General features: G+C 72.7%; 16 protein-coding genes and 1 pseudogene. 8 read left to right on the plus strand and 9 right to left on the minus strand.

The genetic code is table 11. The features are described 5' to 3' along the window. Positions 1-133 precede the first annotated feature (133 nt). Positions 134-208: pseudogene (locus KM933_RS40740) on the minus strand (HipA family kinase); the annotation flags it as partial. Positions 209-280: 72 nt separating this feature from the next. Between KM933_RS40740 and KM933_RS31610 the strand changes: the two are divergent. Together KM933_RS31610 and KM933_RS31615 are read left to right on the plus strand one after the other, a co-directional pair. Beyond that, positions 281-544: a hypothetical protein gene (locus KM933_RS31610; RefSeq protein WP_221358628.1), complete on the plus strand. Its 264-nt coding sequence runs from the start codon at positions 281-283 to the stop codon at positions 542-544. Positions 545-642: 98 nt separating this feature from the next. Next, positions 643-1,104, plus strand: a complete 462-nt coding sequence (locus KM933_RS31615; protein WP_221358630.1) for a Rieske (2Fe-2S) protein — start codon at positions 643-645, stop codon at positions 1,102-1,104. Here KM933_RS31615 and KM933_RS31620 read toward each other — a convergent pair. Beyond that, positions 1,091-1,759 carry a cysteine hydrolase family protein gene (locus KM933_RS31620; RefSeq protein WP_221358632.1) on the minus strand — a complete coding sequence of 223 codons (669 nt, stop codon included), beginning with the start codon at positions 1,757-1,759 and terminating at the stop codon, positions 1,091-1,093. The genes KM933_RS31615 and KM933_RS31620 overlap by 14 nt on opposite strands. 140 nt (positions 1,760-1,899) lie before the next feature. Here KM933_RS31620 and KM933_RS31625 point away from each other — a divergent pair, with 140 nt between their 5' ends. After that, positions 1,900-2,367, plus strand: a complete 468-nt coding sequence (locus tag KM933_RS31625) for a pyridoxamine 5'-phosphate oxidase family protein (protein WP_221358634.1) — start codon at positions 1,900-1,902, stop codon at positions 2,365-2,367. Between the two features lie 108 nt (positions 2,368-2,475). Here KM933_RS31625 and KM933_RS31630 read toward each other — a convergent pair whose 3' ends face one another. Next, positions 2,476-3,378: a LysR family transcriptional regulator gene (locus KM933_RS31630; protein WP_221358636.1), complete on the minus strand. Its 903-nt coding sequence runs from the start codon at positions 3,376-3,378 to the stop codon at positions 2,476-2,478. 38 nt (positions 3,379-3,416) lie between these two features. Here KM933_RS31630 and KM933_RS31635 point away from each other — a divergent pair, with 38 nt between their 5' ends. After that, positions 3,417-4,511: a DMT family transporter gene (locus tag KM933_RS31635; RefSeq protein WP_221358638.1), complete on the plus strand. Its 1,095-nt coding sequence runs from the start codon at positions 3,417-3,419 to the stop codon at positions 4,509-4,511. An 84-nt stretch (positions 4,512-4,595) separates the two neighbouring features. Here KM933_RS31635 and KM933_RS31640 read toward each other — a convergent pair whose 3' ends face one another. Next, positions 4,596-5,927, minus strand: coding sequence for an aminotransferase class I/II-fold pyridoxal phosphate-dependent enzyme (locus KM933_RS31640; protein ID WP_221358640.1), 1,332 nt, complete (start codon positions 5,925-5,927; stop codon positions 4,596-4,598). Positions 5,928-6,048: 121 nt separating this feature from the next. On the opposite strand from KM933_RS31640, the gene KM933_RS31645 reads away from it, so the two are divergent. Next, positions 6,049-6,726: a pyridoxamine 5'-phosphate oxidase family protein gene (locus KM933_RS31645; protein ID WP_221358642.1), complete on the plus strand. Its 678-nt coding sequence runs from the start codon at positions 6,049-6,051 to the stop codon at positions 6,724-6,726. A gap of 7 nt (positions 6,727-6,733) precedes the next feature. On the opposite strand, the gene KM933_RS31650 is transcribed toward KM933_RS31645, so the two are convergent. The 3 genes from KM933_RS31650 to KM933_RS31660 form a co-directional block, all read right to left on the minus strand. Continuing rightward, entirely contained in the window at positions 6,734-7,744 is a 1,011-nt protein-coding gene (locus KM933_RS31650; RefSeq protein ID WP_221358644.1) for an EamA family transporter, read from the minus strand. 154 nt (positions 7,745-7,898) lie between these two features. Next, a complete protein-coding gene (locus tag KM933_RS31655; protein WP_221358654.1) occupies positions 7,899-8,477 on the minus strand; it encodes a Clp protease N-terminal domain-containing protein in 579 nt (192 codons plus the stop codon). A 207-nt stretch (positions 8,478-8,684) separates the two neighbouring features. Further along, a complete protein-coding gene (locus tag KM933_RS31660) occupies positions 8,685-9,341 on the minus strand; it encodes a PadR family transcriptional regulator (RefSeq protein ID WP_221358656.1) in 657 nt (218 codons plus the stop codon). A 245-nt stretch (positions 9,342-9,586) separates the two neighbouring features. On the opposite strand from KM933_RS31660, the gene KM933_RS31665 reads away from it, so the two are divergent. Then, positions 9,587-10,405 carry a PhzF family phenazine biosynthesis protein gene (locus KM933_RS31665; RefSeq protein WP_221358658.1) on the plus strand — a complete coding sequence of 273 codons (819 nt, stop codon included), beginning with the start codon at positions 9,587-9,589 and terminating at the stop codon, positions 10,403-10,405. A 45-nt stretch (positions 10,406-10,450) separates the two neighbouring features. Here KM933_RS31665 and KM933_RS31670 read toward each other — a convergent pair whose 3' ends face one another. Continuing rightward, positions 10,451-11,251, minus strand: a complete 801-nt coding sequence (locus KM933_RS31670) for a CPBP family intramembrane glutamic endopeptidase (protein WP_430727395.1) — start codon at positions 11,249-11,251, stop codon at positions 10,451-10,453. Between the two features lie 167 nt (positions 11,252-11,418). Between KM933_RS31670 and KM933_RS31675 the strand changes: the two genes are divergently transcribed. Continuing rightward, positions 11,419-13,188 carry a substrate-binding and VWA domain-containing protein gene (locus tag KM933_RS31675; RefSeq protein WP_221358662.1) on the plus strand — a complete coding sequence of 590 codons (1,770 nt, stop codon included), beginning with the start codon at positions 11,419-11,421 and terminating at the stop codon, positions 13,186-13,188. A 55-nt stretch (positions 13,189-13,243) separates the two neighbouring features. Here KM933_RS31675 and KM933_RS31680 read toward each other — a convergent pair whose 3' ends face one another. After that, a complete protein-coding gene (locus KM933_RS31680) occupies positions 13,244-14,764 on the minus strand; it encodes a glutamate-cysteine ligase family protein (RefSeq protein ID WP_221358664.1) in 1,521 nt (506 codons plus the stop codon). A gap of 666 nt (positions 14,765-15,430) precedes the next feature. Here KM933_RS31680 and KM933_RS31685 point away from each other — a divergent pair. Further along, entirely contained in the window at positions 15,431-16,033 is a 603-nt protein-coding gene (locus KM933_RS31685; RefSeq protein ID WP_221358666.1) for a hypothetical protein, read from the plus strand. Positions 16,034-16,038: the final 5 nt, after the last annotated feature.

Below are 16,038 nucleotides of genomic sequence, written 5' to 3' on the forward strand. Positions count from 1 at the left end.
GCCGCCCCGGGCGGAGCGAGATCCGGGCCATTCCCGGGCCACCGACTCCGACGAGCTGCCCATAGCCGCCAAGTGCGCAGGTCAGAGGCATGGATGGCCGCATAGACGCAGGTCAGTGCCTCCAGGTGGGCAACCTCATGACGTACGTCCCGAGATCGTCACCCTCGACGAGTCCCGGCAGCGAGCCGCCCTCACGCAGGGGCGTGATCTAGCGGGTCGCGGTGACTTCCTTGAGTACCGCCCCAGGTCACCGGGCGTCTTCCGACCGCACCGTCCCGACGTGTGCCACGCCGCCGTCGCGGGCACGGCGCCGACCGATCCACGACCGCACGACACGTACGACACGTACGAGGGGGAGCGGCGCCCGGGGCACCCGGATGCCCGGCCGGGCCACTACGATCACTGTTCGTCGGTCGCGCACGCCCATGGGCCGCGGTTCTCCGCGGGAGCGACCCGTCCGGTGGCACAGGAAGGGGTGAGTGACACCCTGCTCCGCACGGATCCCGGCCTCGTCAAGAAGTCGCTCGATCTCCGGACCGTCTGAACCAGGCGAGCGGCGGACCCGTACCCCTGATCAGACAGACGCACTTCCAAGCAAACGCACATCCATACACCTGCACATCCGTGGAAGGGACCGCCACCATGTCCAGTGAATCCATGCAGCCCGCGCCGATGCTCTGTCGTCGCACCCTCCTGGCGGCGCTGGGCGGGGCCGGTGCCGCCGCCGCGCTGACCGCCTGCGGGGGCTCGGACGACAAGTCGTCCGGTTCCTCCGATGCCTCGTCCGGCTCCGACGCGTCCTCCGGGGCCACCGGTGGCGCGGCACTGGCCAGGACCACCGACATCCCGGAGGGCGGCGGCAAGATCTTCGCCGATCGGTCCGTGGTCGTCACGCAGCCGACGACGGGCGAGTTCAAAGCCTTCTCCACCGTGTGCCCGCATCAGAAGCAGCGGGTCAACAGCGTGGAGAACGGCCTGATCACCTGCCCCGCCCACGGCAGCCAGTTCAGCGTCACGGACGGCGGCGTCAAGAAGGGGCCCGCCACCAGCGGACTGGCCGAGGCCAGGATCAGTGTGAGCGGCGACTCGATCACGCTCGCCTGACGGGACGGACGGGGCGGACCGGGCCGGACCGCGCGAGACAGGCCAGCACGTCGTCCGTGGTGGTGACGGTCGCCACCAGGGCGAGCGTGTTGCGGATCATCGCGGAGGTGTAGTCCGGGGGCACGCCCGCGATGGCGTCCTTCGGGACCACGGCGGTGTACCCGCGGTTCACGGCGTCGAACACCGTGTTGGGCACGGCCACGTTGGCGGAGACGCCGGTCACGACGAGCGTGCGGCAGCCCAGGTTGCGCAGCAGCGCGTCGGCGTCCGTGCCCGCGAGCGGTGACAGACCGTGCAGGCGGCGCACGACGAGGTCCTCCTCGGCGACTTCGACGGGCGGTGCCACACGGACCGCGTCGCTTCCCGCCAGCTGCCGCACCGGCAGGCGTTCGGCCGCGCGGAAGAGCCGGGCGTTGTGGTTGGCGCCGCGGCCGTCGGGGCGGCGCTCGGCGATCGCGTGCATCACCTGCACTCCGCTCCCGTGGGCCGCGGCCACGAGGCGGGCGATCCGGTCCAGCGCACCCGACAGCCGTGCCTCGCGCGCGAGTTCGGGCAGCGCGCTGTCCGGTCCGACGACACCCCGCTGGCACTCGACGGTCAGCAGCACCGTGGTGGAGGGGTCGAGGAGTTCCCTGAGCTCTTCGTACGACGGCATGGCTTCCCCTGTCGCGAGCGGCTGTCCGCCGACGGTGGCAGGCGAGCGTAGCCACCATTGCGTACGGACGGAAGACAGCCGATGATTCGCTGACCCGACGTCAGGCCCGACGTCGGAGGACAGCGCGGAAGGGGATCCGTATGACCGCCACGCAGCGCCGGGGGCGAAAGATCATGATGACGCCCGAGGAACTGGACGGGTTCCTGGCCACCCAGCGCACCTGCCGCGTGGCGACCGTCTCCGCGGACGGTGCCCCGCACGTCAGCACCTTGTGGTTCGCCTGGGACGGCACATCCCTCTGGCTGTACTCGATCACCCGCAGCAAGCGCTGGGCCGACCTGCGCCGAGATCCTCGGGTGGCCGTCGTCGTCGACGCGGGCGAGGAGTACGGCGAGCTGCGGGGCGCCGAGCTGTCGGGCTCGGTCGAGTTCGTCGGCGAGTTGCCGCGCACGGGTGAACCGTGCGCCGAACTGGAGGCCGTGGAGCGCCTGTTCGCGCGGAAGAACTTCGGCCTGGAGGAGATGCCGCACGACGGCAGGCACGCCTGGATGCGGCTGACACCGGAGGCGACGGTTTCCTGGGACTTCCGCAAGCTCGCGACGCCGTGAGGTGACGGAGATGCGACGGCGGGCAGGTGACGCCGTGAGGTGACGGGCATGCGGCGGCGGACAGGCGACGCCGCGGGGCGAGGGACGGCGGGAGGGCGGGAGGGCGGGTCACCCGTGCGCCGCGCCCGCCTTCCGCAGCGCGGCCGCCACCGCCCTGATCGACGGACGGCGGTCGGCGTCCGCCCGCCACACGGCGTACACATGTCTGGTGACCCGGTGCCGCACCGGGACCGTCCGCACGCCCGCCGGCACCGGACCCCGGCCGAGCCGCGGCGCGACGCACACGCCGAGCCCCGCCGCGACCAGCGCGAGCTGTGTGTGGTGCTCCACCGCGCGGTGGGCTATCACCGGCTCGACGCCCTTGCCCCGCAGGGTGAAGAGCAGCCACTCGTGACAGAACTCGCCCTCCTCCCACGCGATCCACTCGTCGTCGGCGAAGTCTTCGAGGTCCACCTCGGAACGCTCCGCGTGCCGGTGGTCCGCGGGCATCGCCACATCCGTGGGGTCGTCCAGGAGCGATGCCTTGACCAGCCCTTCGGGCATGGGCAGCGGCTTGTTGTACCAGTCCAGCACGACCGCCAGGTCGATGTCGCCGCGCAGCACCCCGGCGACCGCGCCCTCCGGCTCCAGCTCGCGCGAGCGGACGCGCAGTCCGGGATGCTCGGCGCGCAGCGCGGCCAGGGCCGCGGGGAACAGCCCGCGTGCCGCCGTGGGGAACGCGGACAGCCGCAGCTCCCCCACCACCTGGCCGCGCTGCGCCTCCAGGTCGGACTGGGCGAGCTCCACCTGGGACAGGATGCGCGCGGCGTGGTCGGCGAGCAGCCGCCCGGCGTCGGTGAGCCGCACCCCCCGCCCGTTCTTCGCGAGCAGTTGCTGTCCCACCTCCCGCTCCAGCTTGGACATCTGCTGGGAGACGGCCGACGTCGTCACGTGCAGTCCGTCGGCCGCGCCGCTCACCGAGCCGTGGCGGGCGAGGGCGTCGAGCGTGCGGAGGCGCTCCAGGTTCAACATGTAAGTGATGCTACGAGATACCGGACGAAAAATCTCGCTTGTTCTACGAGATCCTCTCGGTCATCGTGAAACGCATGAGCGCCCCGACCGAGCCCCGCGCATCCCTCCCCACCACACCCGACACCCCGTCCGCTCCACTCCCGGCCGGTCCGCCCCCGGCCGAGGTTCCCGCCCCGGACGTGAGGCCGGCACCATCCCGGAGCGGTCCGTCCCGGAGCGGTCCGGTCCGGGTCCCGGCCCCGCGTCCCGCTCTCGACTGGCGCCTGCGCTTCGGCGCCCTCTCCCTCGTCTGGGGTTTCAGCTTCCTTCTGATCAAGGTGGGCACGAACGGCTACGCGCCCTTCCAGGTGACGCTCGGCCGCCTGTTCTTCGGCACGCTGGTGCTCGTGGCCGCGATGGCGTGGAAGCGGGAGCGCCTGCCGCGCGGTGCCCGCACCTGGGTCCACCTGGCGGTCGCGGCCCTCCTCCTCAACGCCCTGCCGTTCTCCCTGTTCGCGTACTCCGAGCTCACGATCCCGTCCACGCTGGCGGGGATCTGCAACGCGACCTCCCCCCTGTGGGGCATGGCCCTGTCGCTGGTCGCCCTCTCCGAGGACCGGCCCACCCGGCGCCGTGTGGCCGGTCTCGGGATCGGGTTCCTCGGCGTCCTGACGGTGCTGGGCGCCTGGCAGGGCTTCGACGGCCTGGACGGCCCGGGGACCGCCATGGCCCTGCTGGCCTCGCTCAGCTACCCCGTCGGCTGGATCTACGTCCGCCGGACGCTGGCCGGCTCCGGTCACTCCCACCTGTCGCTGACCGGCGCCCAGTTGTTGCTCGCGACAGTGCAACTGGCCGTCGTCACCCCGCTGTTCACCACCGTGCCCAGCCGCTTCGCCCTCGCGCCGCTGCTCGCGGTGATCGCACTGGGTGCCCTCGGCACGGGCTTCGCCGTCCTCATCCAGTACGGCCTGGTCGCCGAGGTCGGCCCGACGACGGCCCAGATGGTCACGTACTTCATCCCGGTCATCGCCACCGCCGCGGGTGTCGCGATCCTGGGCGAATCGCTGACCTGGTCGACACCGGTGGGCGCCGTCATCGTGCTGGCGGGCGCGGCCCTCACCCAGTCCCGGCCCCGGCCCCGCCGGGACGGCTGAGAGGCCGGCCGTCCCGGTCCGGACGGACGGTATCCCCTCACCCCGTCACCCCGTCACCCCGTCACCCCTGACCCCACCACCCCGTCAGACGTAACGGCGTGCGGGCGCGGGCCCCACCGCCACGGCGACCGCGTCGGCGACCGCCACCGCCTCGTCCGGCCCGAGCGTCGACACCGTGATCCGCAGACCGGGCGGCGCGCTCATCCGGAAGCGCGCCCCCGGCGCCACGGCCCAGCCGGAGTGCAGCAACCGCGCGACCGCCCCGGTCTCGTCCGGGACGGGCACCCACACGTTCATGCCGCTGCGCCCGTACGCCTCGACACCGCGCTCCGCGAGCGCGCCGATCAGCGCGTCCCGCCGCCGCCCGTACGCCGACGCCACGGCCCGGGTGTCCACGACGCCGCTCGACCACAGCTCCACCACGGCCCGTTGCAGCAGGCGGCTCACCCACCCTGGTCCCAGCCGCTGCCGCCCGCGGATCCGGTCCATGGTGACGGTGTCGCCGGTGAGGACCGCCAGTCGCAGATCGGGCCCGTACGCCTTGGCGACCGACCGCGTGAACGCCCAGTGCCGGGTCGTGCCGGCCAGCGGATGCAGGGGCAGGTCGACGATCCGGTGCCCGTGGTCGTCCTCGACGAGCAGGGTCTGCGGGTACTCCTCCAGCACGACGCGCAGGGCACGCGCGCGCGTGGCGCTCAGCGCGGCGCCGGTCGGGTTCTGCGCACGGTCGGTGACGATCAGGGCCCGCGCCCCGTCCGCCAGCGCGGCGCGTACGTCGTCGGGCAGCGGCCCCTGCGAGTCGACGCCGACAGGGACGGCCCGCAGCCCGAGGGCCGGAACGAGGTCGAGCACACTGTGCCAGCCGGGGTCCTCCACGGCGACGGCGTCCCCGGCCCGCAGATGGGCGGCCAGCACGCGCTCGATGCCGTCGAGCGACCCGGAGGCGACGACGACCGGCCCGTCCGGCACCCCGTCCGCGTCCAGGTCCGCGCGGGCGAGCCGCGCCAGGTCGGGATCCACGGCCGCCGCGCCGTAGAGCGTGGGGGCACGGTCCGAGAGCTCCGCGGCCGCCGCCAGCGCCCCGGCGAGCGGGGGCAGCAGGGCGGGGTCCGGATTGCCGTCGGAGAGGTCCCGCGCTCCGGGCGGTACGTCGGGGCGGGACAGTTCCCGCGCGGTCGTCACCGGCTTGGAGCGGACTCGGCTGCCGCGCCGGCCGGCCGTCTCGATGACCCCGCGTTCACGCAGTGTGCGGTACGCGGCCGCGACGGTGTTGGGGTTGACCTCCAGCCGGGCGGCCAGCTCCCGCATCGGCGGCAGCGGTTGTCCGGGCTCCAGCTTCCCCGCACCCACCGCGTGCTCCACGCTGCCCGCGATCTCGGCTGCGCGCTTCCCCTCGATCAGATACTCTCCTAGCACAAAACAAATTATGCACTAGTGCAATAGGTACCGCAAAGCGAACCCGGCGTACGTGAGCACACCCCGAGCACACCGAGCGGGCGCCGCAGCCCGTACGACACCACCGACCTGGAGAGCTCTGATGACGGAGACGGCAGACCGGCACCCCCGGACCTACACCCCGACCGACCGCACCGTTCCCACCCGGTCCAGGGAGCGGGCCGCGTACGACCGCGAGATGGTGCACTCGATACTCGACGAGGGGTACGTCTGCCACCTCGGCTTCGTCCGGGACGGGGCGCCGGTCGTCCTGCCCACGCTGTACGGGCGGGTCGGCGAGCGGCTCTACGTGCACGGCTCGACGGGTTCGCGTCCGCTGCGGATGGCGGGACAGGCCGACCCGGGGCTGCCGGTCTGCCTCACGGTCACCCACGTGGACGGACTGGTGCTGGCGCGCTCGGCGTTCCACCACTCGCTCAACTACCGCTCGGTGGTGGTGCACGGCGTGGCGCACCCGGTGACGGACCCGGAGGAGAAGCGCCGGGCCCTGGACGCGCTGGTCGACCACGTGGTGCCCGGCCGCTCGCAGGACTCCCGGCCCGCCGACACCAAGGAGCTGGCCGCGACCGCCGTACTGCGCCTGGATCTCGCCGAGGTGTCCGCCAAGCTGCGCACCGGCGGCCCGAACGACGAGCCGGAGGACCTCGGCCTGCCCCACTGGACCGGGGTCGTACCCGTCCGTACGGTCCACGGGGCGCCCCTGCCCGCCGACGACCTGGCTCCGGGCATCGGGGTGCCGGACTACCTGACGACGCTCTGACACCGGGTCAGAGGGCGGACCCCCGCTCGGACAGCGCGCTCCCGGTGTCCGCCGTGCCACGCGCCACCGGCGCCTGCGGGGCTTTGGCGGGTGCGGACGTCTGCGCGATGAACGCACCGCACAGCACCACCGCACCGCCGATGATCTGAGGCGCCGAGAGGTGCTCCCCGAGCAGCACCCAGGCGAGCACGGTCGCGATGACCGCCTCCAGGCACGCCACGACCCCGGCCACCTGGGGCGAGAGCCTGCGTACCGCGAGGACGCCGGTCGCATAGGCGGCGACGGTCGCGACCAGCACGATCCAGCCCAGCAGCAGCGCGGCCGCGACGGACGTCCCGTCCAGGTCCGCACCGCCCCCGAGGACCGACCAGTCCATGCCCCACGGCCGCGCCACGACCGTCAGGACGAGCGCGCCGACGAGCAGCCCGTACGCGATGACGCCGAGCGGGGCCGGTGCCGCCCCACCCGCGTCGCCGCCCTGGTCGGAGAGGACGAAGTAGCCGACCTGGCAGCACGCGGCGCCGAGCGCGAGCAGCAGCCCGAGGGCGTCGAAGCCCAGTCCCGCCCACACCTCGACGACACAGGCGAGGCCGCCGACGGCGAGGACGACACCGAGGGCGGCGGCGCGGGTGACGGGCCTGCGCTGCACGAACCGCACCCACCCGAGGACCAGCGCGGGCGCGAGGTACTCGACGAGCAGCGCGACGCCGACGGGTATCCGGGAGATCGAGGCGAAGTAGCATGCCTGGACACCGGCGACGGCCAGCAGCCCGAACCCGGCGAGCAGCAGCGGGCGCTCGCGCACGAGGCGCCGGTGGCGCACGGCCAGCGGCAGCATGACCAGAGCGGCGCCCGCGACGCGCAGCCACACCACGTGCAGGGGGTCCAGACCCGCCTCGATCAACGGCTTGGCGGCGACGCCCGATCCCCCGAAGGCGACCGCCGACCCGAGCGCGAGCCCCAGCCCGACGCCTCGCCCACGGTGGCCCTGACTGCTCATCGACGTATGCACCGCCACATGATGACAGGCAATGACATGAGCGTCATGTCGAATGACACCTGTCTCAGCGTCCGGACGGGCCGCTCCCGGCAACCGGCCGGCACCAGGCGGAGCCGACCGCGCCCGGCCGGCGGGCCAGCGGAACCCCGGAGGGGGCCAGACCGTGGACGCCTCAGGCCTCCACCCCCCGCGCCGCCGCCTCCAGCCGCGCCACCAGTTCCTCCGCGTCCACCCCCGCCCGCCGCAGCACCTCCACGGCCCGCGAGTCCGGTGCGGCGGCGAGCGCGGCGAGCAGGTCGGTTCCGTGCGCGAGCCGCTCGCCCCGCCCCGCGGCGCGCTCGTACGCGGCCGCCATGACCCGGGCGGCCACCGGTGAGCACCCGCCCCCGGTCACCGCCAGCCCGGCCGCGGAGCTCTCGACCGAGCTCTCGACGGAGCTCTCGACCGAGCTCTCGACGGAGTTCTCGACGGAGCTCTGCCAGCGGAGCCCGTACCCGATGCTGCGCTGGACGAGATAGCCGAGCAGCCGGGCGACCTGCGGGCCGTCGGCGAGGGCCTCGCGCACCTCGGGGTCCGACTCCAGGAGCGTGTGCAGCAGATGAGCCGTGTCGATCTGCCGGTCCCCGTCCCGCAGCGCCCGTCTGCGCGCACCGGCGATCACCGCGGCCAGTTCCGCGCTCAGGCGGGCTTCGACGTCCGCTCCGGCCGGGCCGCGCCCGGCGGCCTGCTGCTGGGGAATACGGTGGTGCACGTTCCCCACCCCATCAGCCGGCCCCGTATCCGGTCATCCGCGCGGAGGAGCATTCCCGCGTCCGACACAAGGTGTGCGCCGGCGCCGGGCCCCTCCTCCTCACGGATGACATCACGCCGTTCGTCCCTCGATTTTCCCCTCCGCCGCGCGCGCCGCCTTGCTGAACGGAAGCCACCGCCCCTCCCGACCGCGCTTCTTGACGCGCCGTCAGTCCTCGTCGGCGAGGATCAGGTACAGCTTCTTGCGCGTCTCGTGGACGAGGGACAGCGCCTTCTCGCGCTGCTCCTTGCTGCCGGTCTTCCAGACCTGCCCGAACGCCTCCATCAGGCCGAAGCCGGCCTGCCGGACGTCGCTCAGCGCCTCCCAGTCGACCCCGCGGCCCGCATCCTCCCAGGGCGCCTCCGGACCCTCGGCGGCGGCGGCACGCCCCGCTTCGGCCAGCGAGAACAGCTTCTTGCCGCTCTCGGTCGCACTGCTGATCAGACCTTCGTCCTCCAGCAGCTGAAGGGTGGGGTACACCGAGCCGGGGCTGGGCCTCCACGCCCCGCCGCTGCGCTCGGCGATCTCCTGGATCATCTCGTAGCCGTGCATGGGCCGGTCCTTGAGCAGCGCCAGGATCGACGCGCGCACGTCACCGCGCCGCGCCCTGCCGCGCGGTCCGCCCCGGCCGCCGCGCCCACCCCAGGGCCCCGGGCCGAAGCCGGGACCGCCGAAACCGGGCCCGAAGGGGCCGAAAGCCGCCCGCAGTCCCTCGAAGCCGCCCCTGTCGGAGCCGCCGGGTCCGCCCCGGCCGCGGCCACGCCCACGGCCGTGTCCGTGGCCGGGCCCGAAGCCCGGTCCGTATTCCTCTCCATGGGAACGCATCGCCCTCACTCCATTCCAGCGTTGATCAATCGCGATGCTTCAACGATATATCGGAACAGTTCGTTCGACAAGGGTTGGCGACACATCCGGCACCCGCTCCCCTCGTCCGCGGCCACTCCCTTCATCCGGCGACCGCCCGTCCGCACCGGGTGACCGTCCCCCGCATCCGGCGACCGCCCCTTTCGGGGCCACCGATCCCGGATTGGCCTTGGTCCGGGCCGCCGAGCGGCGCCTACCGTCGCCTCATGCGGATTCGTATCGTCGACGCCTTCACCGACCGCCCCTTCGCCGGCAACCCGGCCGGGGTCCTTCTCCTCGACGGGGCGGAGTCCTTCCCGGACGACGCCTGGCTGCAGAACGTGGCCCTGGAGGTCAACCACGCCGAGACGGCGTTCGCCCACCCCCTTCCGGAGGGCGGCGGGGCCGACTGGGCACTGCGCTGGTTCACCCCCGCCACCGAGGTCGCGCTGTGCGGCCACGCGACCCTCGCCACCGCGCACGTGCTGGCCACCACGGGAGCCGCCCGGGGTCCCGTGCGGTTCGCGACGAGGAGCGGCGTGCTCGTCGCGACCGCGCTCGACGACGGTTCCGTCACGCTCGACTTCCCGACCGCCCCGCTCACGGCGGTCGGGATCCCGCCGGGCGTCGCGAAGGCCCTGGGCGCCGAGCCGCTCACGACGCACGACACCGGCCCGGGCCTCGGCGACCTGCTCGTCGAACTCGCCGACGAGGAGACGGTCCTGGGCCTGGCCCCCGACCTGGCCTCCCTGGGCCGCCACTCCGAGCGCGGCATCATCGCGACGGCCCGCGCCGAGGACCCCGCCCGGGGGTACGACTTCGTCTCCCGCTGCTTCTTCCCGAACGTCGGCATCGACGAGGACCCGGTCACCGGCAGCGCCCACACGGCCCTCGCCCCGTTCTGGTCCGGGCGCCTCGGCCGTACCGGACTCACGGGGCTCCAGGCCTCGCCCCGCTCCGGACGGGTCCGTACGGAGCTCCGCGGCGACCGCACCCTGCTCACCGGCCGCGCGGTCACCGTGATCGAGGGCGACCTGCTCGCGTGAACACCCCGCTCGGGTGAACGCCGTGCGTGAACGCCGTGCGGTGTCTCACGCGGTGGGCAGCCACCCCACCTTCCCCGCCAGCAGCGCGTATCCCACGAACGCGCCGATGTCCAGGAGCGAGTGGGCGACCACCAGCGGTCCGATCCGGCCCCAGCGGCGGTACAGCCAGACGAAGACCACACCCATGACCATGTTGCCGACGAATCCGCCGATGCCCTGGTACAGATGGTAGGAACCGCGCAGCACCGAGCTCGCCACCAGGGCGGTGACCGGCGTCCAGCCCAGCTGGTCCAGGCGGCGCAGCAGGTAACCGACGACGATGACCTCCTCCAGGATCGAGTTCTGGAGCGCGGAGAGGATCAGCACCGGGTACTTCCACCACACCTCGGGCAGCGCCTCGGGCACCACGGTGAGGTTGAACCCGAACCCGCGGGCCGCCAGGTAGAAGGCGATGCCGGAGCTGCCGATGACCGCGGCGATCCCGGCGCCGCGGACGAGATCGGACCAGGGGCGCGTGCGGTCGAAGCCGAGCGTGCGCAGCCCCGCGCCCTCACGGAGCAGGAAGTGCGCCACCAGGGCGACCGGCACCAGCGCGGACGCGATGCCGAACAGCTGCCATGCCAGGTCCAGCCAGGGACGGCCGGGGGCGGCCGAGGCGTTGAGCGTGGCCGCCTGGTCCTTCAGTCCTCCCGGTCTGGTCACCGAACCGACGAAGCTGATCAGTGCGGAGACCCCGCTCGCCCCGAGCGAGACGCCCAGGACGAGCAGTGTCTCGTCGCGGAGAATCCGTCGTCCGGGCCGCTCCCCGGGAAAGGAATCCGCTGTCGGCGCCTGCCCCACCTGCACTCCTGCCTCCAGTTGTGTAATCCCGCCTCATCCCCGTCCCCGCCCCGCTAGGGTCTCGAAAGAAGTTACGAAGATCGTGCGCGACGGGCCCCGGCGCCCTGTCGTCCGGCCGTGCCGCGACTTCAGCGGTTCAGCGGCGGGCTCGATCAGGGAGGGGCACCACCGGCATGGGACGTCACAGCTTGCCCGACGGGCCGCGCGGGCGCGGCACCGGCCCCCGGTCACGCACCCGGCGCCGCGACGCGGTGCTCGCGACGGCCCTCGTGCTCGGGGTCGCCGCCGGCACCGTGGCCGCCGTCGACGGGAGCGTGTTCTCCTTCGGCTCCTCCTGCTGGGACAGCGCCGTACGGCTGAGGATCGTCGCCGCCCCCGGTGTCGCACCCGCGCTCCAGGACGCGGCCGACCACGCCCGGGAGCACGACGTGACGTCCGACGGCAGCTGCCTCGACGTCCGCGTGACCGCCCGGGACACCTACGAGGTCGCGGACGCCCTGCGGTCGAGGCGCAAGAGCGCGACCGACTTCGAGGTCTGGGTACCGGACTCGGGCGTGTGGGTGGACCGGGTGCTGGCGGACAGCCAGTCGGTTCCGGTGACACCGGCGGGCAACGTCGCCCTGTCACCCGTCGGCGTCGCCATGATCCCGTCGGCCGCGAAGTCCCTCGGCTGGCCCCGGAAGGCGTACTCCTGGACCGAGCTGGCGAATGCCACCATGGCCGACGAGCGGCTGAGGCTCGGCGCGGGCGACCCTTCGCGCAGCGCCACGGGCCTGCTCGCCCTGGCCCAGCTGTCCCGGACCGCGGGCGGGTCGAAGGACGGCGAGATCCTCGCGGCGGCTGCCGCGAAGGCCCTCTCGCAGCGCACCTCCGACAGCGACGACCAGGTCCTGGACACACTGCCGCGCGACCTGTCCGGCACCGAACAGGGCAACCCGAAGCGCAACCAGGCGCTGGTCCTCTCCGAGCAGGCGGCGTTCGCGTACAACGCGTCGGCGGACAGCGGCGACGACCTCGACCTCTTCTACCCGAAGGACGGCGCACCCCGGCTCGACCATCCGTTCGCGCTGGTCGACGAGCCCACGCTGACCACGGACGAGAGCCGCGCGGCGCTGCGGTTCATGACCCTCCTCGGCGAGCCCGGCGGACGCCGGATCATGGAGGAGCACGGGTTCCGTACGGACGAGGACGACGTCCCGGCCGGGCTGGTGTCCGCGGCCGGCGGCCGTGCCCCGCAACCGTACGGGGAAGTGCCGGAGAGGCCCGCCACGGACAAGGAGGTCGAGGAGGCCCTCGGCATGTGGACGATCACGGTGCAGAGCGCCCGCCTCACCACCGTCGTCGACGTCTCCTCGTCCATGTCGGACCCGGTGCCGGGTACCGGCGAGTCCCGGATGGACGTGACCAGGGCGGCGCTGCTGCAGGCCCTGGCCACCTTCACGCCGGAGGACGAGATCGGGCTGTGGGAGTTCTCCACGAAACTCGACGGCGAGCGCGACCACCGCGTCCTGGTGCCGACCGGCCGGCTCGGCGACCAGGTGGGCGGCAGCACCCGGCGGGACCGGCTGTCGGCGGCCTTCGGGGACCTCGAACCGGTCCGCGACGGCGCGACCGGCCTGTACGACACCACCCTGGCCGCGTACAAGGCGGCGACGGCCTCCTACGCCAAGGGCAAGTTCAACGCGCTGGTGCTGCTCACCGACGGCGTGAACCAGGATCCCGGGTCCGTCTCGCGCTCCCGGCTGATCGCCGAACTGCGCAGGCTCACCGACCCGGAGCGCCCCGTACCGCTGATCGCCATCGCCGTGGGGCCGGAGGCCGACCGCGGCGAGCTGAGCGAGATCGCCGAGGCGACCGGCGGGTCGGGACACCTGGTCACCGATCCGTCCCAGATCCACTCGGTGATCCTGAAGGCCGTCGTGAAGGCGGGCGACAAGCGCTGACCTCCCGCCCCACCGGCCCCCGTCACCTCGCCCGCCCCGGGCACCTCATCTCATCTCATCTCACCGGAACGGCCGGTTCCGCCAGCCCGACCGGCCAGGTGTGCACCGGCTCGCCGAGGTGCATCAGCTCGCTGTACCGCTTCGTCGTGGCGGCCAGCGCCTCGTCCCGTCCCATGCCGCTCTCCAGCGCCCCGTGGAACGCACGGGACTGCCAGGAGGCGCCGTTGATCCCCCGCTTGCACCGCTCCTCGATGACTCCGAGGTAGAGGTCCCGGTCGGCCGGCTCGATGCCCCACGCGTCCAGGCCCGACGCCGCGAGCGGCAGCAGTTCGTCCAGCACCAGCTGTACCGCGGGCATCCGTGTGACGCCGCCGTGCCTGCCGCGCCGCGGCCACTCCAGCTTCGCGTCGATGCCGTAGCGGCATGCCTGGTCGAAGTTGGCCGCCGCGGCCTCGAAGGGCAGCCGGGTCCAGACCGGCCGCGTCTCGGTGGCCAGGGCGCGGACGAGTCCGTAGTAGAAGACCGCGTTGGCGACGGTGTCGACCACCGTGGGGCCCGCGGGCAGCACGCGGTTCTCGACGCGCAGGTGCGGGACGCCGTCCTCGATGTCGTACACCGGGCGGTTCCAGCGGTACACGGTGCCGTTGTGCAGGACGAGTTCGGCGAGCTTGGGGGTGCCGCCCTCGTCGAGGACGCGCATCGGGTCCTCCTCGTCGCGGATGGGCAGCAGAGGAGGGAAGTAGCGCAGGTTCTCCTCGAAGAGGTCGTACGCCGAGGAGATCCACCGCTCGCCGAACCAGGTGCGCGGCCGTACCCCCTGCGCCTGCAGCTCGGGCGAACGGGTGTCAGTGGACTGCAGGAAGAGCGGGGGCCGGGACTCGCGCCACAGCTCACGGCCGAAGAGGAACGGCGAGTTGGCGCCGACGGCTATCTGGGCCGCGGCCGTGGCCTGCGCGGCGTTCCACACGTCGGCGAACCGGTCGGGGGTCACCTGGAGGTGCAGCTGCACGGAGGTGCAGGCCGCTTCGGGCGCGATGGACGCCGAGGTGCAGCTGAGCCGCTCCACGCCCTCGATGTCCAGCGTGAAGTCCTCGCCGCGGGCCGCGACGATCTGGTCGTTGAGCAGCGTGTAGCGGTCCACGTCGGAGAGGTTCGCCGAGACGAGGTCGTCGCGGGCGAGGGTGGGCAGAATGCCGATCATCACTATTCCGGCGTCGACCTCCTTCGCCTTTCGGTGGGCGTACGCGAGGGAGGCGCGCAGCTCCTCGGCAAGCTGGTCGAATACGCGGCCCTCCAGCCGGTGGGGGGCGATGTTCACTTCCAGATTGAACATGGCGAGCTCTGTTTGGAAATCACGGCTGGCTATGCGTTCGAGTACTTGCGCATTCATCATCCTCGGCATGCCGTCGGGCCCCGCCAGATTCAGCTCGATCTCCATACCCATGAGATTCTTGGGACGGTCGAACTGCTTCTCCTCCAGCAACCGCGCCAGCCCCTCCAGACACTGCTGGAGCTTTTCCCGGTACCGCCGGCGGTCGGACAGGCCGATGGTCCCCGCCACGACGTTCTCCCCCATCGAAGCTTCCCTCCTCGACTGGGCAGCCCCAAGAACCGGCCGCTGGTGTCCCGGGTCATCGGGGATGATGCCCAGCCAATGTGATCGATAACGCCCCGGATCCACCTCCCGGGCGCTACTCTGAACTCGGTTTCCTCGGGGCACATTCATCAGGCATGAGGCACCGTATTCCTCTTGACGGCCGACTGTGTCGTAAAAAAAGCCGACGAGAACCAGCCGTCCACTTCGGAGGAGTATTCCGAGGTCATCGCCAGGTACCCGGCACGATCCACGGTCAAACGCGCGTGACGGCGACCCGATCGGCTCTTGCACTTAATGTGCGCAACAGCTAGCTGAAACACCGCCTGAACACAGGTCGTATAAACTCCGCCCACGAGGCAGAGAGTTGGCGCTCGCGGTCGCAGGATCTGTCGTCGAAGTGACGTCTTCGCCGAAGGACGGGCCGCGCGGCGTCCGGTGCGCGCGTTCCCGCACGGGCACCGGAAGAATCCTGGTGGCGCGATCGCCCGGACCTTCCGGCGGCCGGCGGGCTCGCGCGGCGGACATCGCGCGGCGGACGTCCCTTGGGCGTCAGGTCCTGCACCCCCGCCCCTTTGACCCATGCTGACAGCGCCGTCCGCCCCCGCCCCCGCGCCACCATGCCTGTCGATCGAGAGGCGATCCATCATGCCGTTGCACGTCCCTCCGGCTCCCGCGCCGGCCCTGCGCACCGTCCTCACGGCCCTCGGTTCCCCGACCGCGGTCCGCGAAGCGCGTACTCCGTCCCTGCGCAACACCCAGGGGCCCCTCACGCCCGACCTCCCCCTGCCCGTCCATGTGCTCGACCGGGTCGCCCCGGTCGGCACCTCGGCCACCCGGCTCACCGGCTGGCGGTTCCTCATCCGCTGCCACGAACGTGCCGTGGCGGCCGCGGAGACCAGGCTGACCCCCGACGGCCATGCCTTCTCCCACTTCTTCGAGGGTCCCTACGTCACCGCGACCGAGCGCGCCCTGCGCCAGGCGGAGACGATGCCGGGCTCGTACCAGCCACGTCTGCTCTCGGTACCCGAGCTCTACATGCTCACACTCTGGCTGCACGGGGATTTCCCGGCCGACGGCGCCGGAGGCCACCTCGCCGCCACCGACCTGCTGGTGCCCCTGGCGCCCGCGCCGCCCGGCATCGCCGCCCACCGCCCGCACCGGGCGGCCGACCTGCTGCCCGTCCTGACGCACCGGCTCACGCCGAAGTCCGTCCCCGCGCCCGCCCCGCTGCTCGGCTCACCCGCCTGAGAGCA

Source organism: Streptomyces beigongshangae, assembly GCF_019710745.1.
Taxonomy (GTDB): Bacteria; Actinomycetota; Actinomycetes; order Streptomycetales; family Streptomycetaceae; genus Streptomyces; species Streptomyces beigongshangae.